This is a genomic window from Streptomyces sp. NPDC007905 (genome assembly GCF_042959345.1).
In the GTDB taxonomy this organism is placed as follows: domain Bacteria; phylum Actinomycetota; class Actinomycetes; order Streptomycetales; family Streptomycetaceae; genus Streptomyces.
The window spans coordinates 36,026-61,502 of sequence record NZ_JBIBKS010000033.1; the positions used below are offsets into that span (position 1 = coordinate 36,026).

The following is a 25,477-nucleotide window of genomic DNA, read 5'->3' on the forward strand; positions in this document are numbered from 1 at the left end:
GGGTGGGCGAACCGGCCGCTCAGCCGGCGGCGAGCTGCCGCGACTCGGTGTGTTCCGCCGGGTCCGTGGGCGAGGTGGGCGGCTTGCGGCGGGGGAAGACCTCGCCCGGCGTGGGAATGGGCCGCTTCGGGGCCGCCGGTTCCGCGGCCGGGCGCTCGGCGGGGCGTCCGGGCGGGGTCTGGCCGGGCTTGGGAGCGGGCTTCTGAGCGGGTTTCTCCGGCTCCTCGGCCTGAGTGGCCGGGGCCTCGCCCGCGTCGCCGGGAAGGGCCAGCAGGCGCGTTCTGGAGGGGGGTACGGCGGGCGCGGGGACCGTGCGGGCGCCCTGCGCGAAGCGGGCCCGCACGTCCTGCTCGGCCAGCGCCTGGCAGCGGTCCAGCAGAGCGGCCGCCCGTGGGTCGCCGCGCAGCGCCCGCAGCGCGGCGAGGTCGTCCGGCGTCGGCCGATGCCCGGCACCCAGCGCCTCCTCGAGAAGGCCGAGGTAGCCGGCGGCGGTACCCGGCAGGGCGGCGCGGTAGCGGCCCAGGTCGGCCACGAGAAAGGCGCGCAGCCTGGCCCCCTCGCGCATCGCCTCGTCGAGGGACTCGGCGAGGCGGAAGCATTCCTTGACGTCCTCGGCGGACGCTCGGCCGGGGTGAAGGGCGAGGGCGAGAGCGCGGCGGAGCACACGCAGCTCCTCCGCACCGAACGCCATGCCGCCGCGGGATCCGTATGGCGTGGGCATGCGGCGACGCTATCGCTAATCGGACAAAAGTGACGGATCGGAATGATGTGTCGCCGCGTGTCGCTGACGGCTTTCCCTCGACCGGGGCCACCCGCGCGCGTGGGCGACGAGAACCGGCGCCCCGCGAGGGCGCCGGTCCCTCACAGCCGCGAGACGTTCCGTTCGTACACCAGGCGCAGGCCGATCAGGGTCAGCCACGGCTGGTGCTCGTCGATCACCGAGGACTCCCCCAGCACCATCGGCGCGAGGCCGCCCGTGGCGATCACCGTGACGTCGTCGGGGTCGTCGGCCAGTTCCCGGGCCATCCGGCTCACCACTCCGTCGACCTGCCCGGCGAAGCCGTACACGACGCCCGACTGCATGGCCTCGACGGTGTTCTTGCCGATCACGTTCCTCGGCCGGGCCACCTCGATCTTCCGCAGCTGCGCGGCCTTGATGCCGAGGGCCTCCACCGAGATCTCGATGCCGGGGGCGATGACCCCGCCGACGTACTCCCCGCGCGCGGAGACCGCGTCGAACGTGGTCGCCGTCCCGAAGTCCACGACGATCGCGGGGCCGCCGTACAGCTCGTTCGCCGCCACCGCGTTGATGATGCGGTCGGCGCCGACCTCCTTCGGGTTGTCGAACTGGATCGGCACGCCCGTCTTCACGCCCGGCTCGACCAGCACCGCGGGCACGTCGCCGTAGTAGCGCCGGGTGACCTCGCGCAGCTCGTGCAGCACGGACGGCACGGTCGCGCAGATCGCGATGCCGTCGATGCCGTCACCCAGCTCCTCCCCGAGCAGCGGGTGCATGCCCATCAGGCCCTGCAGGAGCACCGCCAGCTCGTCCGCGGTGCGGCGCGCGTCCGTGGAGATGCGCCAGTGCTCGACGATGTCCTCGCCGTCGAACAGGCCGAGCACGGTGTGCGTGTTACCGACGTCGATCGTGAGCAGCATGGCCGTTACTCCGCCTCGCGCAGGTCCAGGCCGATGTCGAGGATCGGCGAGGAATGGGTGAGGGCGCCGACGGCCAGGAAGTCCACGCCGGTGTCGGCGTACACGCGCGCGGTGTCGAGCGTGAGCCGTCCGGACGCCTCCAGCAGCGCCCGCCCGCCGACGATGCCGACGGCCTCCTCGCACTCCCCGGGCGTGAAGTTGTCCAGCAGGATCAGGTCGGCCCCGGCGTCGACGACCTCGCGCAGCTGGTGCAGCGTGTCGACCTCGACCTCGATCGGCACGTCCGGGAAGGCCTCCCGCACGGCCTTGAAGGCCTGCGCGACGCCGCCGGCGGCCACCACGTGGTTGTCCTTCACCAGGGCGGCGTCGGAGAGCGACATGCGGTGGTTGACGCCCCCGCCGCAGCGGACGGCGAACTTCTCCAGCGAGCGCAGCCCCGGCGTGGTCTTGCGGGTGTCGCGCACGCGTGCCTTGGTGCCCTCCAGCACGTCGGCCCACGCGCGCGTGGCGGTCGCGATGCCGGACAGGCGGCACAGGATGTTGAGGGCGCTGCGCTCGGCGGTGAGCAGGTCGCGCGTGCGCGTGGTGACCGACAGCAGCTTCTGCCCGGCCTCGACGCGCTCGCCGTCCTCGACGTGCCGCTCCACCTCGAACTCGTCCGTGCACACCACGGAGAGCACGGCCTCGGCGACCCGGAGGCCGGCCACCACGCCGGCCTCGCGCGCGGTGAAGTCGCCGGTGGCGACCGCGTCCTCGGAAATGGTCGAGACGGTCGTCACGTCCACACCGCCGTCCAGGTCCTCCTGGATGGCGACGTTGGCGATGTCCTCGACCTCGATGGGGTCGAGCCCGGCGACGGCCAGCAGCTCGGCGAGCGCGGGGTCGAGACCGCTCTCCAGGTACTCCTCGTCACCCTCGGCGCCACAGGCACAGCCGTCGCCGCAGCCGCCGGTCGGGGCGAGGGGAAGGTCGTCGGTGCTCACGTCTGTCACTGCTCCTGAGGGCGCTGGTGGTGCCGGGTAGGGGGGAAAACTGCGGTGTCCGTGGTGCTGACGGCCAGGGACCGGTCCGGATTGAGCCGTACGACGATGTGGCGCCGCCAGTTCGTGTCGTCTCGCTCGGCACGGTCCTCGCGCCAGTGGCAGCCTCGGGTCTCCTCGCGCAGCCGGGCGGCGGCGACCAGGACGCGGGCCACGCACAGGAGGTTGGTGGCCTCCCAGGTGTCGACGCCAGGCTCGGCGGTCTTGCCGTTCTCGTCCAGGGCGTCTCGTGCGTCGGTGTGCAGCCGCTGGAGCTCGTCCGCGGCCTTCTCGAGAGACTCCGTCGAGCGCAGCACGCCCGCGCCCTCGGTCATGATCCGCTGGATGGCGAACCGGGCCTCGGGGGCGAGCAGCGGGTGCGCGGGCTTTCCGGGGTCCGGAACCGGTGCGGGCACGCGCGCGTCCAGGCCGTTTTCGACGTGGGCCGCCGCGATGTCGGCGGCGATGCGCTCGGCGTAGACGAGGCCTTCCAGGAGGGAGTTGGAGGCGAGCCGGTTGGCGCCGTGCACGCCGGTGCAGGCGACCTCGCCGCACGCGTACAGGCCGGGCACGGTCGTCCGCCCCTGCGCGTCGGTGCGCACGCCTCCGGAGGCGTAATGGGCGGCCGGGGCGATCGGGATGGGTTCGGTGACCGGGTCGATGCCGTTGGCGCGGCAGGCGGCCAGGATGGTCGGGAAGCGGTGCTCCCACATGTCGGCGCCGAAGTGCCGGGCGTCGAGGAACATGTGCTCGGCGTCCTGCTCCTGCATGCGCAGCATGATGCCCTTGGCGACGATGTCCCGGGGCGCCAGCTCGGCCAGTTCGTGCTTCCCGACCATGAAGCGCACCCCGTCCGCGTCGACCAGGTGGGCGCCCTCGCCGCGCACCGCCTCGGAGACGAGCGGCTGCTGGCCCTCGGCGTCCGCGCCGAGGAACAGGACGGTCGGGTGGAACTGGACGAACTCCAGGTCACTGACCTCGGCTCCCGCGCGCAGCGCCAGCGCCACGCCGTCGCCGGTCGACACGGACGGGTTGGTGGTCGCGGAGAACACCTGGCCCATGCCACCGGTCGCGAGGACGACCGCGGGGGCGTGCACGGCGCCCACGCCGTCGTGCTGGCCCTCGCCCATCACGTGCAGGGTGACGCCCGCGGTGCGGCCGTCGGCATCGGTGAGCAGGTCCAGGACCAGCGCGTTCTCGATGGTGCGCAGCCCGCGCGCGCGTACGGCCTCCACGAGCGCGCGGGAGATCTCCGCTCCGGTCGCGTCACCGCCCGCGTGCGCGATCCGGCGCCGGTGGTGGCCCCCCTCGCGGGTGAGCTGGATGTCGCCCTCGTCGTCGGTGTCGAAGTGGGCACCGGTGGAGATCAGCCGCCGTACGGCGTCGGGGCCCTCGGTGACGAGGATCCGTACGGCCTCCTCGTCGCACAGGCCCGCGCCCGCCACCAGGGTGTCCTCCTGGTGCTGCTCCGGGGTGTCGCCCTCACCCAGGGCGGCGGCGATGCCGCCCTGCGCCCAGCGCGTGGAGCCGTCGTCCAGGCGGGCCTTGGTGACGACGACCGTCGTCAGGCCCGCGGCCTCGCAGCGCAGGGCGGCGGTCAGGCCCGCCACTCCGGAGCCGACGACGATCACGTCCGCGGAGATGGACCACCCGGGGGCGGGTGCGTGCAGTCGTATGCCTGTGCTGGTCACGAGGCGGCTCCGAGGGATCCGAAGGTGAGGGGGATGTTGTCGATCAGCCGGGTGGTCCCCACCCGGGCGGCCACGGCGAGGACGGCCTCGCCGGTGAAGTCGTCGCCGATCCCGGTGAAGTCCGACGGGTCCACCAGGGCGAGGTAGTCCAGCTTCAGCGGCGGCTCGAGGCGGGCGGCCTCGTCAAGGACCTGGCGTGCGGCCGCGCGGACGGCCGCCGGGCCGCCGGGCGCGGCCGTGGCCACGGCGTGCGCGTCGGCGGCCGCGCGGGACTCCCCGATGGCGCTCAGCGCCTCGGCACGCGCGTGCGTGGAGGGCACTTCGCGGGCCCGGGCGCGCAGCGCCTCCTGCGCGGCGTGCCGGTCACGGCCGGCGAACAGGGCGCGGGAGAGGGCCAGGGCGGTACGGCGCTCGTCGGGCGAGAGGTAGCGGTTGCGGCTGGACAGGGCCAGCCCGTCCTCCTCGCGCACGGTCGGTACGCCGACGATCTCGACTCCGAAGTTCAGGTCCCGCACCATCCGCCGGATCAGGGCCAGCTGCTGGGCGTCCTTCTGCCCGAACAGGGCGACGTCGGGGCGGGTGAGGTGCAGCAGCTTGGCCACGACGGTGAGCACGCCGTCGAAGTGCCCGGGCCGCGAGGCGCCCTCCAGGCGCTCGCCCATCCGGCCCGCGGTGATGCGCACCTGCGGTTCGCCGCCCGGGTACACCTCGTCCACCGACGGCGCGAACACGGCGTCGGCGCCCGCCTGTTCGGCGAGCTTCAGGTCGGCTTCGAGGGTGCGGGGGTAGCGGTCCAGGTCCTCGCCCTCGCCGAACTGCAGCGGATTGACGAAGACGGTGACGACGACCTCGCCGTCCCGGCCTACGGTCTCACGCGCGGTGCGGATCAGGGTGGCGTGGCCCTCGTGCAGGGCGCCCATGGTCATCACGACGGCGCGGCGGCCGTGGCGCACGCGTGCGTGCAGCTCTTCGGCGGTGCTCAGCAAGGCGGTGGTCATCGGGCGTTCCCCTCGGTGCCGTTGGTGCCGTTCGTGCCGGTGGATCCGTCGGCCAGCACGCCGAGCAGGTCCTCGGCGAGCTCCGGCTTCAGCAGGCCGTGGGCGAGGGCGCGGTCGGCGGTGGCTCGGGCCATCGCCAGATAGCCGGCCACGGTCTGCGGGGCGTGCCTGCGCAACTCGGTGACGTGCGCGGCGACCGTGCCGGCGTCCCCGCGCGCGACCGGTCCGGTGAGCGCCGCGTCGCCGGAGCGCAGCGCGTTGTCCAGGGCGGCGCCGAGCAGCGGGCCGAGCATCCGGTCGGGGGCCTCGACGCCGGCCGTGCGCAGCAGCTCCATGGACTGGGCGACCAGGGTCACCAGGTGGTTGGCGCCGAGGGCGAGGGCCGCGTGATACAGCGGGCGGTTCTCCTCGCTGATCCACTCCGGCTCACCGCCCATCTCGATGACCAGCGCCTCGGCGGCGAGACGCAGCTCCTCGGGTGCGGTGACGCCGAAGGAGCAGCCCGCCAGGCGCTGGACGTCCACCGGGGTGCCGGTGAAGGTCATCGCAGGGTGCAGGGCCAGCGGCAGCGCGCCCGCGCGCAGGGCGGGGTCGAGCACCTTCGCGCCGTACCGCCCGGAGGTGTGCACGAGCAGCTGGCCGGGCCGTACGGCGCCGGTCTCGGCGAGGCCGGCGACCAGGCCGGGCAGGGCGTCGTCGGGGACGGTGAGCAGGACGAGGTCGGCGCGCCGGAGGACCTCGGCGGGCGGCACCAGCGGGACGTCCGGGAGCATCGCCTCGGCGCGTCTGCGGGAGGCGTCGGAGACTCCGGAGACGGCCACCGGGCGGTGCCCGGCGAGCTGGAGGGACGCGGCCAGGGCGGGGCCCACCCGACCGGCGCCCACGACGCCGACGGTGAGCCGCGCGGGGCGGTCCTTGAGGTCTTGCTGGTGGACTGTACTCACGCGACGGCGGCCTTCCCGTTCCAGTCCGCTCTGGGTACCGGACGATTTCTCGTCATGTTAACGCTATCGGGTGGGGTGGCGGCCGGTTGTCCACAGGCTGTGGGTTCCCCCACGCCCCGACCGGGCCGCCGCGCGGAAATCCCGGTGCCCTTCCCCGGGGCGTCACGGCATGATCCCCAGCATGACTGACACGGCCGGGCAGCACTCCGAGCAGGACACCGAGCAGGGCGCGGAACGATCGGCACAGGAGCGGTTGCGGGCGCGGCGCGCGGCCGCCCAGCGGCAGGCGCGGCGCACGCTGTCGCGCGGGGGCTGGGGATCGACCATCCGGGAACGTCTCGCGCATCTGACGGAGGCGGGGGCCGAGGTGTACGACCTGGACGAGCCGGCCGACGTCTACGGCAACCGGATCGTGGCGGCCCTGGAGGAGCGGGTCGCCGGGCTGCTCGGCACGGAGGCCGCCGCGTTCTTCCCGACGGGCACCATGGCCCAGCAGGTGGCCCTGCGCTGCTGGGCGGCCCGCACCGGCAACCCGGCGGTGGCCCTGCACCCCCTGTCCCACCCGGAGGTACACGAGCGGCACGCGTTCAGCCAGGTCAGCGGCCTGCGCCCGGTCCGGGTGGGCAGCGGGTCCCAGCTGCCGACGGCAGCTGAGATACGCGACCTCGAAGAGCCCTTCGGTGCGCTGATGCTGGAACTGCCCCTGCGGGACGCCGGTTTCGTGCTGCCCACCTGGGACGAGCTGACCGAGGTCGTCGAGGCGGCGCGGGAGCGCGATGCGGTGGTGCATTTCGACGGCGCGCGCCTGTGGGAGTGCGCGGATCACTTCGGGCGCCCTCTGGAGGAGATCGCGGGCCTGGCCGACAGCGTCTACGTGTCGTTCTACAAGTCCGTCGGCGGCTTCGGCGGCGCCGCGCTCGCCGGGCCGAAGACGCTGGTGGAGGAGGCGAAGACCTGGCGGCACCGGTACGGCGGCATGATCTTCCAGCAGTTCCCGACCGCGCTGTCCGCGCTCGTCGGCCTGGATCGTGAGCTGCCGCGGCTGCCCGCCTACGTGCGCCACGCGCGTGTGGTGGCCGCCGCGCTGCGCGAGGGCTTCGCGGCGGCCGGGGTGCCCTGGGCCCGCGTGCACCCGGAGGTGCCGCACACCCACGAGTTCCAGGTCTGGCTGCCGTACGAGCCGGACGTGGTGGCAGAGGCGGCCGTGCGCCAGGCCGAGGAGACCTCGGTGATGCTCTTCGCGAACGGCTGGGACAACCCGGGGCCCGGCATCGCGTTCACGGAGGTCGTCGTCCGCGCCAAGGGTCTGGAGTGGACCGCCGACGACGTCCGCGCGGCGGTGCGGGACTTCGTGGACCGTCTGCCGGACAAGGCCTAGCCAGGTGTATTGACCTGAAGGGTTGTTCACGCGGCTGATCGGGCTCCGCGGCTGCCCCGGTGTCCTCAGGTTGCTCCTGCTCACGGCGGATGTCCTGTGGATTGACGGCGGGCGTCGATCGGCGGGGGCGCTGTCAGTGGCCGGATGCACGATGGGGGCATGATCGTGATCATCGACATCACCGGGCTGCCGGCCGATGGGGGTGCCCCCGGCTCGAGCGAAGCCGAGAGGTGGAAGAGGGTTTCCGTCGTGCCCTCTCCGCCGGCGGAGCTGGGGATGGCGCTGCACGCGCTCAGCGAGCCCGGCCACCACCCGCGGCTGCAGGGCCGCCGGGCGACCGCCGTGTCGACCCGGCTGGACCGGGGCCTGGCCGACCGGCTGTGCGAGGCCGACTTCCTGTGGCGCACGACGTTCTCCGACGTCTTCGCCCCGCTCGCCGGGATCCCACCGGCGTCAGCCGTTGCCCCGCGGCGTCAGCCTTGGCCGGTGGCGCAGCTGTGGCCCGGGGCGTCAGCCACGCCCCGAGGCGCCAGCCGCAGCCCAGCACGTCAGCCACGGCCCGAGGCGCCAGCCACAGCCCAGCGCGTCAGCCACAGCCCAGCGCGTCAGCCATGGCCGCCGGCCCGCACCAGCCCGGTCTCGTAGGCCAGCACCACGACCTGCACCCGGTCGCGCAGACCGAGCTTGGTCAGGATGCGGCCCACGTGGGTCTTCACCGTCGCCTCGGACAGCACCAGCCGGGCCGCGATCTCGCCGTTCGACAGCCCCTGGGCGACCAGCACCATGACCTCGCGCTCCCGGTCGGTGAGCCGCTCCAGCTCCTTGTGCCGGGGCTCCGTGCCGGCGGAGGGCAGCATCGGCGCGAACCGGTCCAGCAGGCGCCGGGTGGTTGAGGGCGCCACCACCGCGTCTCCGCTGTGCACGGCGCGGATGGCCGCCAGCAGATCGCCCGGCGGCACGTCCTTGAGCATGAAGCCGGAGGCGCCCGCCTTCAGCCCGGAGAAGGCGTACTCGTCCAGGTCGAAGGTGGTGAGGATCAGCACCTTCGGCGGGTTGGGCTCGGAGCAGATCCGCCGGGTGGCCTCCACGCCGTCCAGTTTCGGCATGCGCACGTCCATCAGAACGACGTCGACAGCGGTGGAACGGTCGACAGCGGTGGAACGCACGACCTGAAGGGCCTCGACACCGTCGCCCGCCTCCGCGACGACCTCCATGTCCGGCTGGGCGGCGAGCACCATCCGGAACCCGGTGCGCAGCAGCACCTGGTCGTCGACGAGCATCACGCGGATCGTCATCGAGTCCTCTTCCATGTCTTCGTTGCGTGTCTTCGTTGAGCGGCTTCAGGGCCGTCAACGGGGGGTGTGACAGGTGTCATCAGGGGGTGTGCGACGGCGTCAGTGAGCCGGTTTGAGCGGGAGCAGCGCGCTGATCCGGAATCCTCCGCCCGGGCGTGGGCCGGCGTCCAGGGTGCCGCCGACCATGCCGACGCGTTCGCGCATGCCGATCAGGCCGTGGCCCTGGCCGTCGGCGCCGCCCTCCTCGTACAGCTCGTGCGGGGCACCCTTGCCGTCGTCCTCGACGAGCAGGCCCAGCCCGTCGTCGAAGTAGACCAGCCGCACGCTCGCACCCGCGTTCGGCCCGCCGTGCTTGCGGGTGTTGGTGAGCGCCTCCTGCACGATGCGGTACGCGGTCAGCTCCACTCCGCTGGGCAGCGGGCGCGGGGTGCCCTCGACCTTGAAGTCGATGGGCAGCCCGGAGCTGCGGCACTGCTCGACGAGCTCGTCGATCTGCTCGACGTCCGGCTGGGGGACGTACTCCCCGCTCTCCTGGTGCTCGCCGGTGCGCAGCACGCCGAGCAGGCGGCGCATCTCGGCGAGGGCCTGACGACCGGTGGAGGAGATCGTCTCCAGGGCCTTCTTCGCCTGGTCGGGGGCGGTGTCGAGGACATAGGCGGCGCCGTCGGCCTGGACCACCATCACCGACACGTTGTGCGCGACGACGTCGTGCAGCTCGCGGGCGATCCGGGCACGCTCGGCGGCGACCGCCACCTTGGACTGCGCCTCGCGCTCCTTCTCCAGCCGGGCGGCGCGCTCCTCCAGCTGGGCGAAGTAGGCGCGGCGGGTGCGCATGGAGTCGCCGAGCACCCAGGCCAGGGCGAACGGCACGGTCTGGAACACCGCGATCGCCAGCTGGCCCAGCAGGCTGCTGTGCTGGGCCGGCCAGCGGATCTGCGCCAGGGCCGCCGCCGACAGGCTGACGACGAGCGCGAGCCGGGAGGCCCAGCGCGCGCCGACCGTGGCGACCGTGTAGGTGATCACCAGCATGGCGAAGTCGGCCACGGTCGTCTCGATGTCCAGCACCAGCTGGACCATCCCGGTCAGGAGGGCCAGCAGCAGCATCGCCTCCGGGTGGCGCCGGCGCAGGGCGACGACGACGCACAGGACGGCGGACACCGCGAGCCCCGCACCGATCGACATGTGGTGGTCGTGCGCCCCGCTGACACTCACCACGCTCACGCCGGAGAGCCCGAACAGGACGACGGCCCAGAAGGTGTCGACCCATGTCGGGTGCCTGCGGAGGAAGTCATAGAGGCGTTGCACGTAACCCAGAGTAGGGAAACCGGATGCGTGCAGGGGTCAACCGGAGGGCCGATCCGCACGCGGGACGTGTACTCCGCAAGGTGGAGGCCCTGATCACCTGTGCGCCTAGTCTGTCCCGGTGACGGATGAGGCGGCGGCGGAGAGCGGCCACGAGGGACGCGGCTGGCGGGAGGCGACCGAGGAGGCGCTCTACGGGCCCGGCGGCTTCTACCGGCGGCCCGAGGGCCCGGCCGGGCACTTCCGTACGTCCGTACACGCGTCCGCGCTGTTCGCCCGGGCCGTGGCCCGGCTGCTGTGCCGGGTCGACGAGGTGCTCGGGCGACCGCGGACGCTGGACTTCGTCGACATGGGCGCGGGGCGCGGCGAGCTGGTCACCGGCGTGCTCGCCGCCCTGCCGTCCGACGTGGCCGCCCGCGCGCGCGGGCACGCCGTCGAGGTCGCCGGCCGTCCGGCGGGCCTGGACGAGCGGATCACCTGGTCCAGCCGACCCCCGGAGGCGATCACCGGGCTGCTGTTCGCCAACGAGTGGCTGGACAACGTGCCCGTGGACGTCGCCGAGGTGGACGCGGCGGGCGTGCCCCGGCTGGCGCTGGTCGCGGACGACGGCACCGAGCGGCTCGGGGAGCCGGTGTCGGGCGCGGAGGCGGACTGGCTGGCGCGGTGGTGGCCGCTGCCGGCCGAGGAGGGGCTGCGTGCGGAGATCGGGCTGCCCAGGGACCGGGCGTGGGCGGCGGCGGTGGACGCGGTGGCGCGGGGGCTCGCGGTGGCCGTGGACTACGCGCACACCGCGGACGCACGTCCCCCCTTCGGGACCCTCACCGGCTTCCGGGAGGGGCGTGAGACGGCTCCGGTGCCGGACGGGTCGTGCGACATCACGGCACACGTCGCGCTGGACGCGTGCGCTGCCGCATGCGCGGCACCTCGTACGGCGGACACGCTCCCTGATGCGGACATGCTCCCCGACACAGCGCACACGCCCTCCGAGCAGGCGCGCACGCTCCCCACCGGACGCCTGCTCACGCAACGCGCCGCTCTGCGCGCCCTGGACCTCACCGGCGCGCGCCCCCCACTCGCGCTGGCCTCCACGGACCCCTCGGCCTACGTGCGCGCCCTCGCGAGCGCCGGCGAGGCCGCGGAACTCACCGCCCCGGGCGGGCTGGGCGACTTCGGCTGGCTGCTCCAGCCGGTTGGCATTCCGGACCCACTCGCCCCGGACCCCCTCGCCTGAGGCGTGCCCGACCCTGCTCGGCCCTGCTCGGCGCCTGCTTGATCCCTGCTTGGCCTTACTTGGCCTTACTTGGCCTTACTTGTCGATGTCTCCCACCACGAAGAACATCGACCCCAGGATCGCCACCATGTCCGCCACCAGCGTCCCCGGCAGCAGCTCGGTCAGCACCTGGATGTTGTTGTACGACGCCGAGCGCAGCTTCAGCCGGTACGGGGTCTTCTCACCCTTGCTCACCAGGTAGTAGCCGTTGATGCCGAGCGGGTTCTCGGTCCACGCGTACGTGTGTCCCTCCGGCGCCTTCAGCACCTTGGGCAGCCGCTGGTTGATCGGGCCCGGCGGCAGTTCGGCGAACCGGTCCAGACAGGCGTCGGCGAGGTCCAGCGCGTTGTGGGTCTGCTCCAGGAGGACCTCGAAGCGGGCGAGGCAGTCGCCCTCGGTCCGGGTGACGACCTTCAGGGTGTCCTGCAGGTCGCCGTACGCCAGGTACGGCTCGTCGCGGCGCAGGTCGAAGTCGACGCCCGAGCCGCGCGCGATGGGCCCGCTCACGCCGTACGCGTGCACCGTCTCCGGCGCGAGCGCCCCCACGCCCCGCGTACGCCCCCGGAAGATCTCGTTGCCGAGCACCAGGTCGTCGAAGACGTCCATGCGGGACCGCACGGCGGCGACGGCGGCGCGCGCGCGTGCGGTCCATCCGGCCGGCAGGTCCTCCTTGAGGCCGCCGACGCGGTTGAACATGTAGTGCATGCGCCCGCCCGAGACCTCCTCCATCACGTTCTGGAGCACCTCGCGCTCCCGGAACGCGTAGAAGACCGGCGTGATCCCACCCAGCTCGAGCGGGTACGACCCGAGGAACATCAGGTGGTTCAGGACCCGGTTCAGCTCGGCGAGGAGCGTACGGGTCCACACCGCCCGCTCGGGCACCTCCATGCCCAGCATCCGCTCCACGGCGAGGACCACGCCCAGCTCGTTGGAGAACGCCGACAGCCAGTCGTGGCGGTTGGCGAGCATGATGATCTGCCGGTAGTCGCGCGCCTCGAAGAGCTTCTCGGCGCCCCGGTGCATATAGCCGATCACCGGCTCCGCATGCTGGATGCGCTCCCCGTCCAGCACGAGCTTGAGCCGCAGCACGCCGTGCGTGGACGGATGCTGGGGGCCGATGTTGAGCACCATGTCGGTGCTCTCGGCGGCGCCGCCGATGCCGACCGTGGTCTCCGTCGCAGTCATGGACCCAGTTTCCCCTACGTACGCTGAGGCCATGGAGACGGGGATCCCGGAGGAGACCGGGGTGGCGGGGGACGGGCAGGCGTGGCGGGGGCTGCCGCCCGGCCTGCTGCGCATGCGGCGGCTGCTGCTGGTGATGTGGACGGGCGTGCTCGCCCTCTTGGCGGGGCTGCTGCCCGGCCTGCTCGCGGGACCGGCCTGGGCCGCCTTCGCGCTGCTGCCCCTGGCCCTGGCCGCGTGGGGCTGGCGGCTGCTGGGCCGCAACTGGCGCTCCTGGCGGTACGCCGAGCGCGCCGACGACCTGCTGATCAGCCGCGGCGTCCTGTGGCGCGAGCAGACCGTGGTGCCGTACGGGCGGATGCAGCTGGTCGAGGTCACCTCGGGACCCGTGGAGCGGTACTTCGGACTGGCCAGCGTGCAGCTGCACACCGCGGCCGCGGCGACCGACGCGGCCATCCCGGGTCTGCACCCGGCCGAGGCGGAGAGGCTGCGCGACCGGCTCACCGAGCTCGGGCAGGCCCGATCGGCGGGCCTGTGACCGCGCCGGATCTCGACGACGCACCGGCGCGCCCGACCGTCGCCGAGCGGCGGCTGCACCCCGTCACGCCCTTCCGCCGGGCCTGGGCGCCGGTCGCCGTACTCGCCGGATGGGCCGTGCACGACCCGAACGGCGCGCAGGAGCAGCTGCAGCGGCTGACCTCCACCATGCTCCTCGTCGGGCTCGCCGTGCTGGTCCCTGCGGCCGGCCTCTACGGCTTCCTGTCCTGGTGGTTCACCCACTTCGCGGTCACCGACAGCGAACTGCGCATCCGCACCGGGCTGCTGTTCCGGCGCACCGCGCACATCCGGCTGGAACGCGTCCAGGCGGTCGACGTCACCCGTCCGCTCCTCGCGCGCGTGGCGGGCGTGGCCAAGCTCCGGATCGACGTCGTAGGAGCCGACAAGAAGGACGAACTCGCCTTTCTCGGTGAACAGGAGGCGCGTGCCCTGCGCGCGGAGCTGCTCGCGCGCGCGGCGGGCTTCGCGCCCGAGACGGCGCACGAAGTCGGCGAGGCGCCGGCGCACGAGCTGCTGCGCGTGCCGCCGCGCGAGCTGGCGCTCTCCCTGGTGCTGACGGGCGCCACCTGGGGCTCCCTGATCGCCGCCCTCGTCGTACCGCCGGTGCTCTGGCTCGCCACCCAGAGCGTGTGGACGGTGCTCGCCGCGGGCCTGCCACTGCTCGGCGCGGCGGGCGCGAGCAGCGCGGGCCGGTTCGTCACCGAGTACGACTGGACGGTGGCCGAGTCCCCGGACGGGCTGCGCATCGACCACGGGCTGCTCGACCGCGCGCACGAGACAGTGCCTCCGGGGCGCGTGCAGACCGTGCGGATCGTGGAGCCACTGCTGTGGCGGCGGCTGGGCTGGGTCCGGGTGGAGCTGGACGTGGCCGGTTCCGACAACTCCGTGCTGGTGCCGGTCGCCCCGCGCGCGGTCGCCGAGTCGGTCATCGCGCGCATACTGCCCGGTGTGACCGTACCGGCGTCGCTGTCCCGGCCGCCGCGGCGGGCCGGGTGGTGCGTACCGGTGTGGTGGCGCGGGCACGGCCTCGCGGTCACCGAGACGGTGTTCGCCGCCCGGCACGGCCTGCTGCGCCGCCGCCTGTCACTGGTTCCGCACGCCAAGGTCCAGAGCGTACGGCTCACCCAGGGGCCCTGGGAGCGTCTGTGGCGGCTCGCCGACGTCCATGTGGACACCGGGGCCGGCAAGACCGTCACGGCCCGCCTGTGGGACGCCGAGGACGCGGCGCGGCTGCTGTGCGCCCAGGCGGAGCGGTCCCGTACCGGCCGCAGGGACGCCCGCCCGGACCGCTGGATGGCGTGAGCCCGGCCCACCCCTCGGGGATGAGCCGGGCCCGGTGCCTGGTGAGGTGTCAGGAGGCCGCGGTGCGCAGTCCCTGGATGTCGATCTGCTCCGTCTCGTCGTGCGCGGTCAGGTCGATCACCTGGCCGACGCCGCGCGACTCCGCGTCGGCCGGCTTGAACTGCGCCTCGGTCTCCGCCTTGTGCAGCGCGAGGGCCTCCTGGCCGACGACGTCGGCGAGGTCCTCGTTCTGCACGGACTCCAGCGCGGCGGACGATGTCTGCTTCTGGGTGCCGAAGAAGTCGAACCCGCCCTCGATCGCCGGGCGCCGGACGGGCGCGGCCGGCACGACGGCGACCGCGGTCGGCACGGTGAAGTGACCGGAGGGCTGCCGGCCGGCGGACTTGGCGGGCCGCTCCGGCGCGGTCGAGGAGGCGGCCGCGCGCGCGTGCCCGTCGGCCGCCTCGGGCTTCCCCTGGGCCTCGCCCTCCTGAGCGGCCTCCTGCGCGGGTTGGTTCTCCGGACCGTCACCCCGGGCCTCGGCGGACCCGGCCGTGTCCGGTTCGACCGCGGGCTGGGCCGTGGCCGGCTCGACCGCGGGCTGGGCCTTGGCCGGCTCGGCCTTCAGGGACTCGGGCTCGACCGTCTCGTCCTTGGCCCTGGCTGACGCCCCGTCACGGTCGAGCCGGGACAGTGCCACCGCGGCCTTCAGGAACAGCTGGGCACCCTCGGCGGAGAACGCGGCGCCGGTCCTGGGCTCCTTCCCGCCCGCCCCGGCCGTCTCGGCGGCCTCGGGCTCGGCGCTGCGCGCGGGCGGCAGCGCGGGCACGCCCGACGGCACGGCCGCCTCGATCTCCAGCAGCCGGCGCCCCTCCAGGGCGCTCGCCCGCTCGGTCTCCGCCGTGGCGTAGCGGCGCAGCAGGGCCGCGTGCTCGTTGCGCAGCCCGGCCAGCTCCGCGCGCTTGGCGCGCAGTCGCTGCTCCAGTTTGGTGCGCAGCTCGCGCGACTCCTCGAGGTCGGTCTCCAGTTCGGCGACCCGCTCCTCGTAGCGCCACTCGTCGCTGGCACGCGCGCGTGTGAGGTCGGCGACCTGCCTGCCCGCCTGGGCGTCCCAGCGGCGCATCACGACCGCGCCGACGACCGCCGTCGCCGCGGCGCCGGCGGCCAGCGTGCGCAACACGATGACCTCGGAGAACACCCAGGGACCCAGCGCGCAGACGACGGAGACTGCGGCGATCGCCGACGGAGGCAACAGCCGGTGCAGAGGCGGGGAATGGCGGTGGCGTCCACGTGGCATGGCCAGAAACTTACCGCGCGTAGGCGGTTCGCGGACCCCCGCCCCGCAAAAAGTAGCCACACCGCAGCTTCACGGGGACAGCCGCACCGCAGGCTTCACGCGGCATCACGGTACCCGGTGGCTCAGCGGTCGCTCAGCCGCCCGCTGATCCACTGCAGCGTCGCCGGGATCTCCCGCCGCCAGGTGTTGAAGTTGTGCCCGCCGCTGTCCAGGATGATCGACGAGATCCGGGTCAGGTTCGTGGCCCGCACCCGCTCTATGAACCTGAGCGTGTCCCGGTAGTTGTGTTCGCCGATCCTGCTGCTGGTGACGAGCAGCGAGGTGTCGGGCGCGGGGCTGTGCGCCAGGACCCACCACAGATCGGCGCGATTCCGCAGATTCCCGTCGCCGTGGAAGAGGTCTCCGGTCGTGGGGTCGAGCGGCGCCTTGTAATACGGCGACAGACCCGCGCCGGCCGCGTAGACGTTCGGGTGGTGCATGGCGAGCTTCAGCGCGCAGTAGCCGCCGGTGGAGTCACCGATGACACCCCAGCTGCCGGGATGCCCGCCCACCCGGTAGTGAGCCAGTACCGCCTCCGGAAGATCCTTCGCAAAAAACGTTTCCGTCTGTGGGCCGCCCGGGACGTCCACACACTCGGTGTCGCGCGGCGGCGCCACGGTCGGTCGCAGCATCACCAGGATCATCGGCTGCATGCGCCCGTCCTTGGCCAGCTCCTGTGCCACACGCGGATAGTGCAGCTTGTTCACCAGCGCCTGGGCCGTACCGGGGTAGCCGGTCAGCACGACGGCCGCCGGGAACGTACGCGTGCGGTACTGCGGCAGGAAGTACTCGGGCGGCAGGTAGACGTACGCCGGTGTGGCGATGTGGGACGTGCGGCCCACGATGCCGACCCGCTGGATCTGCCCGGTCGTCTGCGGCCGCGAACCGCTGACGCCCTGCACCGCGGCGGTGGAGAGCACCTGGAGCGGGCCGCCCGTACTGCCGTTGACCGAGTGGTTGACGACGACGCCCTGGTCGGTCTCCCGGCCGAACAGGTCCGCCCAGCCGGCGTAGAAGCCGAAGGCCTGGTTGGCGGCGATCCCCAGGGAGGTGAAGAGCGCCAGCTGGGTGGCAAGGAGCAGGCCGACCCGCCCGCTGACGGCCCGCCAGCTCCGCCGGGCGAGCCGCGGCCACAGCCACACCGTGGCGACGAACAGCACCGCGGCGAACACGACCGCGAGCGCCAGCACTTTGTTGCTCGTGAGACCCATGGGCTGCTTCCTGCCTGCGCTTTCCGCCCGTGGCCGTCCACGCATCGTCGCGAGGGCTTGCCCGGGGCTTTCCTTGGCCTTTGACCCGGCTTTCCGGTGGGGAGTGAACCTCTCTCCCCGAGACACCGTCCTAGAGGGCGCAATGTCGCCGGATGCCCCAATCGGCACCGGATTCAAGGTCTCTCGCAGAACTACGGGATGCGATGTCTGTCAGGATAGATGGGGAAATGTCGGGCGGGGTTCCGAGCCGATCAAGCCGGGCGCGGCGCATACTGCGCGGCCCGCGCCCCGAGGCCGCCCCCGCCCTGGTCGCCAGGGCGTGCGCCCTCGTAGGCGTGGTGGACATTGCGGCGGGCGTGTTCCCACGCTTCCGTCACAGCCGTATGCACGCCATGGCCGAGGTGTTGCCCGGCTCCTTCGGGCCCTTCGCCGCGGCGCTCTCCCTCAGCGCGGGCGTGCTGTTGCTGCTGCTCGCGCACGGGCTCAAACGACGCAAACGCCGCGCGTGGCGCGCCGCGGTCGCCCTGCTGCCGGCCGGTGCGGTCGCCCAGTTCGTGTACCGGCACTCGCTCATCGGCATGCTCGTCTCGGCGGCGCTCCTCGTGCCGCTGCTGCGCCACCGCGACGAGTTCGCCGCCCTGCCCGACCCGCGCAGCCGCTGGCGCGCGCTCGCCAACTTCGTCCTCATGAGCGCCGGTTCCCTGGCCCTCGGACTGGTCATCGTCAGCGTTCACCCCCACCGCATGGTCGGCGACCCGAGCCTTGCCGATCGGCTGACCCACGTCGTCTACGGCCTGTTCGGCTTCGAGGGCCCCGTGGACTACGCCGGGAACACCTCCTGGACGGTCGCCTTCTCCCTCGGCGCCCTCGGCTGGCTGACCGCCGCCACCACCATCTACCTGGCCTTCCGCCCCGAACACCCGGCCGCCCGCCTCACCGAGGAGGACGAGGCCAAGCTGCGCACCCTGCTGGAGAAGCACGGCCGCCGCGACTCCCTCGGCCACTTCGCGCTGCGCCGCGACAAGGCGGTCGTCTTCTCCCCCAGCGGCAAGGCGGCCGTCACCTACCGCGTCGTCTCCGGCGTGATGCTCGCCAGCGGCGACCCGATCGGCGACGTCGAGGCGTGGCCCGGCGCCATCGAACGCTTCATGGACGAGGCCAAGGCCCACTCCTGGACCCCCGCGGTCATGGGCTGCTCGGAGACGGGCGGCGAGGTGTGGACGCGCGAGACCGGCCTGGACGCCCTGGAACTGGGCGACGAGGCGGTGGTCGACGTGGCGGATTTCTCACTCGCCGGACGCGCGATGCGCAACGTGCGCCAGATGGTCAAGCGCATCGAGCGGGCCGGCTACGAAACCCGGGTACGGCGCATCCGTGACCTCGGCGACGCCGAGCTGGAGCGCATCCGCCGGGCCGCCGAGGACTGGCGCGGCACCGACACCGAGCGCGGCTTCTCCATGGCACTCGGCCGCATCGGCGACCCCGCCGACGGCGACTGCCTGATAGCCACCGCCCACAAGGCAGAGGACCAGCCCGGCGAGTACGGCGACCTGAAGGCGATCCTGCACTTCGTGCCCTGGGGCGAGGACGGCGCCTCCCTGGACCTCATGCGCCGCGACCGCAGCGCCGACCCCGGCATGAACGAACTGCTGATCGTCGCCGCCCTGCAGGCCGCACCCAAGTTCGGCATCACACGGGTCTCGCTGAACTTCGCGATGTTCCGCTCCGCCCTCGCCCGTGGGGAGAAGATCGGCGCAGGCCCGGTGCTGCGCGCCTGGCGCGGACTGCTCGTGTTCCTCTCCCGCTGGTTCCAGATCGAGTCGCTGTACAAGTTCAACGCGAAGTTCCAGCCGCGCTGGGAGCCGCGCTTCGTCGTCTACCGCGCCCCCGCCGACCTGCCCCGCATCGGCTTCGCCGCCATGCAGGCCGAAGGCTTCGTCACCCTCGCCCTGCCGCTGCCGCGCTTCCTGCGCCGGCGCTGGGCGGCCGCCCAGCGCCCCTGCGCGCACGCCGTCGCGGAACGCGACGTCCGAGCCGCCTGACCCCGGCCTGTCGCCGTACATCCTCCGGACCCCACGGTCCCGGCACCCATTCCCGGACCGGCCCCCGACCGGCCCGGGCGGAAGCCCCACCCCCTCCGGCACAGGGGCCTCCGCCCGGGCCACAGCGCGTTCACGGTGCCGCCCTGGGCCTACGCTGAACGTATGAACAACCTCAGCGGGCGCGGCGAAGTGGCGGGTCTACCGGCATGGGACCGGTGCGCGGTCATGGGCGTCGTCAACGTGACCCCCGATTCCTTCTCCGACGGCGGCCGCTGGTTCGACACGACCGTCGCCGTCAAACACGGCCTGGACCTGGTCGCCGAGGGCGCGGACCTGGTCGATGTCGGCGGCGAGTCCACCCGCCCCGGCGCCACCCGCGTCGACGAGGCCGAGGAACTCCGGCGCGTCATCCCCGTCGTCCGCGGCCTCGCCTCCGAAGGCGTGGTCGTCTCCGTGGACACCATGCGCGCCTCCGTCGCCGAACAGTCCCTCGCGGCCGGCGCGGCCCTCGTCAACGACGTCAGCGGCGGCCTCGCCGACCCCGCCATGATCCCCGTGGTCGCCGCCACGGGCGCCCCCTTCGTCGTCATGCACTGGCGCGGCTTCCTCGACGGCGGCAACGTCAAGGGCATGTACCAGGACGTCGTCGCCGAAGTCGTGGACGAACTGCACGCGCGCGTGGAGGCCGTTCTCGCGGGCGGCATCGCCCCCGACCGCATCGTCGTCGACCCCGGCCTCGGCTTCTCCAAGGAGGCCGACCACGACCTCGGCCTCCTCGCCCACCTCGACCGCCTGCACGCCCTCGGCCACCCCCTGCTCGTCGCCGCCTCCCGCAAACGGTTCCTCGGCCGCGTTCTCGCCGGCCCGCAGGGCGCACCCCCGCCGGCCCGCGAGCGAGACGCCGCCACGGCCGCCGTCTCGGCCCTCGCGGCACACGCCGGCGCGTGGGCGGTACGGGTGCACGAGGTACGCGCCACAGCCGACGCGGTACGGGTCGCGCGCGCCGTGGAAGGGGCGCGTACGACGCCGAGCACACCGGCGACCGACGGCGAACACGGGGCGGAAGGAGCCCGGTGAGCGCCCCCCACACCGACGTCGAGCAGGTGGAGGCCGCCAACACCGCCTTCTACGAGGCGTTGGAGCGCGGAGACTTCGAGGAACTGTCCTCGCTCTGGCTCACACCCTCCGACCTGGGCGTCGACGAGGAGTACCACGACCCGGCCGACACCGGCGTGATCTCCTGCGTCCACCCCGGCTGGCCGGTGCTCACCGGCCGCGCGGACGTCCTCAGGTCGTACGCGCTGATCATGGCGAACACCGACTACATCCAGTTCTTCCTCACCGACGTACACGTCTCCGTCACCGGCGACACCGCCCTGGTGAACTGCACCGAGAACATCCTCAGCGGCGGCCCCGCCCCCGAGGACGGCGCGGAACTCGGCCCCCTGGTCGGCCAGCTCGTCGTCGCCACGAACGTGTTCCGGCGCACACACACCGGCTGGAAACTGTGGTCCCACCACGCCTCCCCCGTACTGACCGAAACCGACGAGGACGACGAAAACGACCAAAGCGGAGTGAACGGCGTGAATCCGGACGACAACCCGCTCGCGTGAGCGGGTACGCGCCCCACAGGGACCAAGAAGTGGTTGGAATCACGAACCCGGGGGTATGTGCGGCTACCGGCCCATGACGCGGCCGGGTTCCCCAGGGAAAACACACGGTGAAGTCTGCGGATACCCACCCGGGCACACGCTCCCGTGACCCGGCGGTGTCAGTGCCCGCAGGTAGATTCGTCTGAGGCCGGCGTGCCGCCCGCACGCGACACCAACCGGTCGTTCCCGACGATTGCAGGAGTGATTCGCGTGGATCGTGTCGCGCTGCGCGGCCTGAAGGCCCGCGGGCACCACGGTGTGTTCCCCAGGGAGCGCGAGGAGGGCCAGACCTTCATCGTGGACCTCGTCCTCGGCCTGGACATCCGGCCGGCCGCCGCCGACGACGACCTGACGAAGACCGTGCACTACGGCATCGTGGCCGAGGAGGTCGTGGCCGTGGTCGAGGGCGAACCGGTGAACCTCATCGAGACGCTCGCCGAGCGGATCGCCCAGACCTGTCTCAAGCACGAAGAGGTCCAGGATGTCGAGGTCCGCGTCCACAAGCCGGACGCCCCGATCACCGTCCCCTTCGACGACGTGACCGTCACGATCACCCGGAGCCGAGCATGACCCGACCTTTCGCCCAGGGTCTCAGCGACCCGACCGTCCAGCCGGTGCCCGCCTCGGTCGTCGAGCAGGTCGACGCCGCCGACACGACACTGAGCAACCCGAAGTGGGCCGTGATCTCCATCGGCTCCAACCTCGGCAACCGCCTGGAGACCCTCCAGGGAGCCGTCGACGCCCTCGAGGACACTCCCGGTGTCCGTGTGAAGGCGGTCTCCCCGGTCTACGAGACGGAGCCGTGGGGCGTCGAACCGGGCTCGCAGCCCTCCTACTTCAACGCCGTCGTGGTCCTCAAGACCACCCTGCCCCCCTCCTCCCTGCTGGAGCGGGCCCACGCCGTCGAGGAGGCCTTCAACCGGGTCCGCGACGAGCGCTGGGGACCGCGCACCCTCGACGTCGACATCGTCGCCTACGCGAACGTCACCTCCGACGATCCGCACCTCACCCTCCCCCACCCCCGCGCCCACGAACGCGCCTTCGTGCTGGCGCCCTGGCACGACGTCGACCCGCAGGCACAGCTGCCCGGCCGGGGTACCGTGGCCGATCTGCTGTCGGCCGTCACCCGCGACGGCGTCGAAGCCCGCAAGGACCTGGAACTCCGACTGCCCGAGTAGTCGTTAAGGTCAAGACGACCACAGTCCGGTACCGGTCCGGGGGAGCTGAAGGGACACCGTGAGAGAGCTGCGCATCAGGGTGCTGGCCGGCGTGTTCGTCGTGGCTGGAGTCCTGTCCTGGGCGGGCGCCCGCCTCTGGAACTCGATCGGGACGCTCCCCAGCATCCCCCTGGCCGCCCCCATCGTCCTCGCCCTGATCGCAGTGGTCCTGCTCTCCACGGCGCTCTCGCTGCGCGCCCGCTTCAAGGCCCAGCGCGAGCGCCGCCCCGGCGCGAAGGGGGTCGACCCCCTGATGGCCGCCCGAGCGGTCGTCTTCGGGCAGGCCAGCGCTCTCGTGGCCGCCCTGGTCGCCGGCATGTACGGCGGCACGGGCGTCTTCCTCCTGGAACTCCTCGACATCCCCGCCCGCCGCGACCAGGCCATCTACGCCGGCTTCTCGGTCCTGGCAGGCATCGGCGTGATAGCGGCGGCCCTGTTCCTGGAGCGGGTGTGCAAACTCCCCGAGGACGACGAGCAGAACCACACGGGGGCCGAACCGGTGGCCTGACGGCTACCCGGACCGGCGAGCCAGGTGGCCGTGCCGTTGCGCCTTGGCCGGCGCCACCTCGACGACGGCCGTCCACCTCGCCCGTACCGTCCGGGCTCCGGAGCTCGGAGCCCGCCGGCCCTGAAGTCACTACGCCAGTATCAGGCTCATCGCCTCGGCGCGGGTCGTAGCGTCCCGGAGCTGGCCCCGCACCGCAGAAGTGGTGGTCTTGGCGCCGGGCTTGCGGATACCCCGGACCGACATGCACATGTGCTCGGCCTCGATGACCACGATGGCCCCACGCGCCTCCAGGATTCGCATGAGCGAATCGGCGATCTGCGTGGTGAGGCGTTCCTGCACCTGCGGCCGCCGGGCGAACACCTCGACGAGACGCGCCAGCTTCGACAGACCGGTGATCTTGCCCGTCTCAGCCGGGATGTACCCCACGTGAGCCACGCCGTGGAACGGCAGAAGGTGGTGTTCACAGAGACTGACGATCTCGATGTCCTTCACCAGGACCATCTCGTCATGCCCCAGATCGAACGTCGTCGTCAGCACATCCTCGGGCTCCTGCCACAGCCCCGCCAGGAGCTCCCGGTAAGCCCGCGCCACCCGCGCCGGTGTTTCCCTGAGGCCCTCGCGCCCAGGGTCCTCGCCCACCGCGATCAGGAGTTCGCGAACAGCGTTTTCGGCGCGCTTCTCGTCGAACTCGCCGATGAAGCCGTCACCGGCCAGCGTCACGGGGTCGGTCATCTGATGCCTCGTTCCTGTACGTCTTACCTGCGGGCATACCAAAATGCCGCGCCCCCCAGGCTAAAACCTGGGGGTCGCGGCATTCATTCCGGGCCGGTTGGCCGAAAGCAGGTCAGCTCTCGGGGCGGTCCTCCGGGGTCTGCTCCGTCACCGGGGCGGACTCCGCTGCCGTGGACTTGACCGTGCTGATCGCCGCCGTCGCTCCGTTCGCGCCGTTGGTCAGTGCCAGCTCCTTGGGGGAGAGCACCGGCGGGCGCGTGGAGGGCGTGCGGCGCGAGGAGCCGGTCCAGGCGGGCCGCGGCGGACGCTTGTGGATCGAGGCGAAGATCTCGGCGATCTCCTCCTTGCCCAGGGTCTCCTTCTCCAGGAGGGCCAGGACGAGGTTGTCGAGCACGTCCCGGTTCTCGACCAGGATCTCCCAGGCCTCGTTGTGAGCGGTCTCGATGAGCTTCTTGACCTCTTCGTCGACCAGCGCGGCGACCTCTTCCGAGTAGTCGCGCTGGTGAGCCATCTCACGTCCGAGGAAGGGCTCGCTGTTGTCGCCGCCGAACTTGATCGCGCCGAGCCGCTCGGTCATGCCGTACTGCGTGACCATCGCGCGGGCCAGGTTGGTGGCCTTCTCGATGTCGTTGGCGGCGCCGGTGGTCGGGTCGTGGAAGACCAGTTCCTCGGCCGCGCGGCCGCCCAGCATGTAGGCCAGCTGGTCGAGCATCTCGTTGCGGGTGGTCGAGTACCTGTCCTCGTCCGGGAGCACCATCGTGTAGCCGAGGGCGCGGCCGCGGGAGAGGATCGTGATCTTGTGGACCGGGTCGGAGTTCGGTGAGGCCGCCGCGACCAGGGCGTGACCGCCCTCGTGGTACGCGGTGATCTTCTTCTCCTTGTCCGACATGATCCGGGTCCGCTTCTGCGGGCCCGCGACCACGCGGTCGATCGCCTCGTCCAGCGCCTTGTTGTCGATCAGCTTCTGGTCACTGCGGGCGGTGAGCAGCGCGGCCTCGTTGAGCACGTTGGCGAGGTCGGCGCCGGTCATACCGGGGGTACGGCGGGCGACGGCGGCCAGGTCGACGTCGGGGGCGACCGGCTTGCCCTTCTGGTGAACCTTGAGGATCTCCATGCGGCCCTGCAGGTCCGGCGGGTCGACGGCGATCTGCCGGTCGAAGCGGCCGGGGCGCAGGAGCGCCGGGTCGAGGATGTCGGGGCGGTTGGTGGCGGCGATGAGGATCACGCCGCCCTTGACGTCGAAGCCGTCCATCTCGACGAGCAGCTGGTTCAGGGTCTGCTCACGCTCGTCGTGACCGCCGCCGAGGCCGGCGCCGCGGTGGCGGCCGACCGCGTCGATCTCGTCGACGAAGACGATCGCCGGGGCGTTCGCCTTGGCCTGCTCGAAGAGGTCACGGACGCGGGAGGCGCCGACGCCGACGAACATCTCGACGAAGTCGGAACCGGAGATCGAGTAGAAGGGCACTCCGGCCTCGCCGGCCACGGCACGCGCGAGGAGCGTCTTGCCGGTGCCGGGGCGGCCGTAGAGGAGCACGCCCTTGGGGATCTTGGCGCCCACGGCCTGGAACTTGGCCGGCTCCTGCAGGAACTCCTTGATCTCGTGGAGTTCCTCGACGGCCTCGTCGCAGCCCGCGACGTCCGAGAAGGTGGTCTTCGGGGTGTCCTTGGTGATGAGCTTGGCCTTGGACTTCCCGAAGTTCATGACTCGGGAGCCGCCGCCCTGCATCTGGTTCATCAGGAACAGGAAGACGACCACGATCAGGACGAAGGGCAGCAGGGAGAGCAGCACGCCGAGGAACGGGTTCTGCTTGGACGGCGACACCGTGTAGCCGTCCGGAATCTGCTTGTCCTGGTACTTGGTCTGCAGCGTATTGGCGATGGTCACGCCCTGGTCGCCGATGTAGCTCGCCTGGATCTTCGAGCTGCCGTCGACCTTCACACCGTCCTTGAGCGTGACCTTGACGGTCTGCTCGTCACCGGTGGTGAGTTTGGCCGACTCGACCCTGTTGTCGTTGATCGCCGCCACGACCTGGCCGGTGTCCACCGTCTTGTAGCCGCCGGACGAGCCGACGACCTGCATCAACACGACCACGGCAAGGACGGCCAGCACGATCCACATGACCGGCCCACGGAAGTATCGCTTCACGTCCATCCATACGGAGCGGTGCCGCCCCGTCCCTCCTGCCATAGTGAGTTTGATAA

At 72.3% G+C, this 25,477-nt stretch carries 23 protein-coding genes and 1 pseudogene; 11 read left to right on the top strand and 13 right to left on the bottom strand.

The features are described 5' to 3' along the window. Positions 1–19: 19 nt before the first annotated feature. From ACFZDC_RS37355 to ACFZDC_RS37380, 6 genes are all read right to left on the bottom strand, one after another. Positions 20–691, bottom strand: coding sequence for a hypothetical protein (locus ACFZDC_RS37355; protein ID WP_391330971.1), 672 nt, complete (start codon positions 689–691; stop codon positions 20–22). 170 nt (positions 692–861) lie between these two features. Next, positions 862–1,659: a type III pantothenate kinase gene (locus ACFZDC_RS37360; protein WP_391330928.1), complete on the bottom strand. Its 798-nt coding sequence runs from the start codon at positions 1,657–1,659 to the stop codon at positions 862–864. A 5-nt stretch (positions 1,660–1,664) separates the two neighbouring features. Next, on the bottom strand, positions 1,665–2,642 hold the full coding sequence (gene nadC, locus ACFZDC_RS37365) for a carboxylating nicotinate-nucleotide diphosphorylase (RefSeq protein WP_391330930.1): 978 nt from the start codon (positions 2,640–2,642) through the stop codon (positions 1,665–1,667). Positions 2,643–2,647: 5 nt separating this feature from the next. Continuing rightward, positions 2,648–4,369 (bottom strand): L-aspartate oxidase, encoded by a 1,722-nt coding sequence (locus ACFZDC_RS37370; protein ID WP_391330932.1) that lies wholly within the window; start codon positions 4,367–4,369, stop codon positions 2,648–2,650. Next, positions 4,366–5,367 carry a pantoate--beta-alanine ligase gene (gene panC, locus ACFZDC_RS37375; RefSeq protein ID WP_391330933.1) on the bottom strand — a complete coding sequence of 334 codons (1,002 nt, stop codon included), beginning with the start codon at positions 5,365–5,367 and terminating at the stop codon, positions 4,366–4,368. The genes ACFZDC_RS37370 and panC overlap by 4 nt, the downstream gene beginning before the upstream one ends. Further along, the gene (locus ACFZDC_RS37380) at positions 5,364–6,311 is read right to left on the bottom strand and encodes a DUF2520 domain-containing protein (RefSeq protein ID WP_391330934.1); all 948 of its coding nucleotides are present in this window, start codon (positions 6,309–6,311) and stop codon (positions 5,364–5,366) included. The genes panC and ACFZDC_RS37380 overlap by 4 nt, the downstream gene beginning before the upstream one ends. Positions 6,312–6,492: 181 nt before the next feature. Between ACFZDC_RS37380 and ACFZDC_RS37385 the strand changes: the two genes are divergently transcribed. Together ACFZDC_RS37385 and ACFZDC_RS37390 are read left to right on the top strand one after the other, a co-directional pair. Next, positions 6,493–7,689 (top strand): beta-eliminating lyase-related protein, encoded by a 1,197-nt coding sequence (locus ACFZDC_RS37385; protein ID WP_391330935.1) that lies wholly within the window; start codon positions 6,493–6,495, stop codon positions 7,687–7,689. 159 nt (positions 7,690–7,848) lie between these two features. Continuing rightward, positions 7,849–8,136 (top strand): annotated as a pseudogene (locus ACFZDC_RS37390) (DUF5937 family protein); the annotation flags it as partial. A gap of 158 nt (positions 8,137–8,294) precedes the next feature. On the opposite strand, the gene ACFZDC_RS37395 reads toward ACFZDC_RS37390, so the two are convergent. Next, positions 8,295–8,984 carry a response regulator gene (locus ACFZDC_RS37395; RefSeq protein WP_391330937.1) on the bottom strand — a complete coding sequence of 230 codons (690 nt, stop codon included), beginning with the start codon at positions 8,982–8,984 and terminating at the stop codon, positions 8,295–8,297. 99 nt (positions 8,985–9,083) lie between these two features. After that, complete coding sequence (locus ACFZDC_RS37400) at positions 9,084–10,289, bottom strand: histidine kinase (RefSeq protein WP_391330939.1); 1,206 nt, start codon at positions 10,287–10,289, stop codon at positions 9,084–9,086. Positions 10,290–10,407: 118 nt separating this feature from the next. Here ACFZDC_RS37400 and ACFZDC_RS37405 point away from each other — a divergent pair, with 118 nt between their 5' ends. Continuing rightward, positions 10,408–11,517: an SAM-dependent methyltransferase gene (locus tag ACFZDC_RS37405; protein WP_391330941.1), complete on the top strand. Its 1,110-nt coding sequence runs from the start codon at positions 10,408–10,410 to the stop codon at positions 11,515–11,517. Positions 11,518–11,592: 75 nt separating this feature from the next. Here ACFZDC_RS37405 and ACFZDC_RS37410 read toward each other — a convergent pair whose 3' ends face one another. Then, complete coding sequence (locus tag ACFZDC_RS37410) at positions 11,593–12,741, bottom strand: NADH-quinone oxidoreductase subunit D (protein ID WP_391330942.1); 1,149 nt, start codon at positions 12,739–12,741, stop codon at positions 11,593–11,595. 31 nt (positions 12,742–12,772) lie between these two features. Between ACFZDC_RS37410 and ACFZDC_RS37415 the strand changes: the two genes are divergently transcribed. Further along, complete coding sequence (locus tag ACFZDC_RS37415; protein WP_391330943.1) at positions 12,773–13,276, top strand: PH domain-containing protein; 504 nt, start codon at positions 12,773–12,775, stop codon at positions 13,274–13,276. Next, positions 13,273–14,598, top strand: coding sequence for a PH domain-containing protein (locus ACFZDC_RS37420; RefSeq protein ID WP_391330944.1), 1,326 nt, complete (start codon positions 13,273–13,275; stop codon positions 14,596–14,598). Before ACFZDC_RS37415 ends, ACFZDC_RS37420 begins: the two co-directional genes overlap by 4 nt. A 49-nt stretch (positions 14,599–14,647) precedes the next feature. Here the strand turns inward: ACFZDC_RS37420 and ACFZDC_RS37425 are convergent, their stop codons facing one another. Then, positions 14,648–15,874 (bottom strand): hypothetical protein, encoded by a 1,227-nt coding sequence (locus tag ACFZDC_RS37425; RefSeq protein WP_391330946.1) that lies wholly within the window; start codon positions 15,872–15,874, stop codon positions 14,648–14,650. Between the two features lie 122 nt (positions 15,875–15,996). After that, complete coding sequence (locus ACFZDC_RS37430; RefSeq protein WP_391330947.1) at positions 15,997–17,124, bottom strand: alpha/beta hydrolase-fold protein; 1,128 nt, start codon at positions 17,122–17,124, stop codon at positions 15,997–15,999. A 227-nt stretch (positions 17,125–17,351) separates the two neighbouring features. On the opposite strand from ACFZDC_RS37430, the gene ACFZDC_RS37435 reads away from it, so the two are divergent. From ACFZDC_RS37435 to ACFZDC_RS37460, 6 genes are all read left to right on the top strand, one after another. After that, entirely contained in the window at positions 17,352–19,166 is a 1,815-nt protein-coding gene (locus tag ACFZDC_RS37435; protein WP_391330949.1) for a phosphatidylglycerol lysyltransferase domain-containing protein, read from the top strand. 162 nt (positions 19,167–19,328) lie between these two features. After that, positions 19,329–20,243 (top strand): dihydropteroate synthase, encoded by a 915-nt coding sequence (gene folP / locus ACFZDC_RS37440; protein ID WP_391330951.1) that lies wholly within the window; start codon positions 19,329–19,331, stop codon positions 20,241–20,243. Further along, positions 20,240–20,779, top strand: coding sequence for a nuclear transport factor 2 family protein (locus ACFZDC_RS37445; RefSeq protein WP_391330953.1), 540 nt, complete (start codon positions 20,240–20,242; stop codon positions 20,777–20,779). Before folP ends, ACFZDC_RS37445 begins: the two co-directional genes overlap by 4 nt. 249 nt (positions 20,780–21,028) lie before the next feature. Further along, positions 21,029–21,388: a dihydroneopterin aldolase gene (gene folB / locus ACFZDC_RS37450; RefSeq protein ID WP_391330955.1), complete on the top strand. Its 360-nt coding sequence runs from the start codon at positions 21,029–21,031 to the stop codon at positions 21,386–21,388. Further along, complete coding sequence (folK, locus tag ACFZDC_RS37455) at positions 21,385–21,996, top strand: 2-amino-4-hydroxy-6-hydroxymethyldihydropteridine diphosphokinase (RefSeq protein WP_391330957.1); 612 nt, start codon at positions 21,385–21,387, stop codon at positions 21,994–21,996. Before folB ends, folK begins: the two co-directional genes overlap by 4 nt. Before the next feature lie 58 nt (positions 21,997–22,054). Beyond that, positions 22,055–22,543 carry a DUF3180 family protein gene (locus ACFZDC_RS37460; RefSeq protein ID WP_391330958.1) on the top strand — a complete coding sequence of 163 codons (489 nt, stop codon included), beginning with the start codon at positions 22,055–22,057 and terminating at the stop codon, positions 22,541–22,543. Between the two features lie 129 nt (positions 22,544–22,672). Here the strand turns inward: ACFZDC_RS37460 and folE are convergent, their stop codons facing one another. Both folE and ftsH read right to left on the bottom strand, forming a co-directional pair. Then, positions 22,673–23,275 carry a GTP cyclohydrolase I FolE gene (gene folE / locus ACFZDC_RS37465; RefSeq protein WP_391330960.1) on the bottom strand — a complete coding sequence of 201 codons (603 nt, stop codon included), beginning with the start codon at positions 23,273–23,275 and terminating at the stop codon, positions 22,673–22,675. Between the two features lie 112 nt (positions 23,276–23,387). After that, positions 23,388–25,427: an ATP-dependent zinc metalloprotease FtsH gene (gene ftsH, locus ACFZDC_RS37470; protein ID WP_391330961.1), complete on the bottom strand. Its 2,040-nt coding sequence runs from the start codon at positions 25,425–25,427 to the stop codon at positions 23,388–23,390. Positions 25,428–25,477: the final 50 nt, after the last annotated feature.

Bases quoted from the DNA above. Each gene is read 5' to 3' on its own strand.
- ACFZDC_RS37360 (WP_391330928.1), bottom strand. From the start codon at position 1,659: ATGCTGCTCACGATCGACGTCGGTAACACGCACACCGTGCTCGGCCTG.
- ACFZDC_RS37425 (WP_391330946.1), bottom strand. From the start codon at position 15,874: ATGCCACGTGGACGCCACCGCCATTCCCCGCCTCTGCACCGGCTGTTG.
- ACFZDC_RS37355 (WP_391330971.1), bottom strand. From the start codon at position 691: ATGGCGTTCGGTGCGGAGGAGCTGCGTGTGCTCCGCCGCGCTCTCGCC.
- ACFZDC_RS37410 (WP_391330942.1), bottom strand. From the start codon at position 12,741: ATGACTGCGACGGAGACCACGGTCGGCATCGGCGGCGCCGCCGAGAGC.
- ACFZDC_RS37415 (WP_391330943.1), top strand. From the start codon at position 12,773: ATGGAGACGGGGATCCCGGAGGAGACCGGGGTGGCGGGGGACGGGCAG.
- folE (WP_391330960.1), bottom strand. From the start codon at position 23,275: ATGACCGACCCCGTGACGCTGGCCGGTGACGGCTTCATCGGCGAGTTC.
- panC (WP_391330933.1), bottom strand. From the start codon at position 5,367: ATGACCACCGCCTTGCTGAGCACCGCCGAAGAGCTGCACGCACGCGTG.
- ACFZDC_RS37385 (WP_391330935.1), top strand. From the start codon at position 6,493: ATGACTGACACGGCCGGGCAGCACTCCGAGCAGGACACCGAGCAGGGC.
- folP (WP_391330951.1), top strand. From the start codon at position 19,329: ATGAACAACCTCAGCGGGCGCGGCGAAGTGGCGGGTCTACCGGCATGG.
- folK (WP_391330957.1), top strand. From the start codon at position 21,385: ATGACCCGACCTTTCGCCCAGGGTCTCAGCGACCCGACCGTCCAGCCG.
- ftsH (WP_391330961.1), bottom strand. From the start codon at position 25,427: ATGGACGTGAAGCGATACTTCCGTGGGCCGGTCATGTGGATCGTGCTG.
- ACFZDC_RS37430 (WP_391330947.1), bottom strand. From the start codon at position 17,124: ATGGGTCTCACGAGCAACAAAGTGCTGGCGCTCGCGGTCGTGTTCGCC.
- ACFZDC_RS37435 (WP_391330949.1), top strand. From the start codon at position 17,352: ATGTCGGGCGGGGTTCCGAGCCGATCAAGCCGGGCGCGGCGCATACTG.
- ACFZDC_RS37395 (WP_391330937.1), bottom strand. From the start codon at position 8,984: ATGACGATCCGCGTGATGCTCGTCGACGACCAGGTGCTGCTGCGCACC.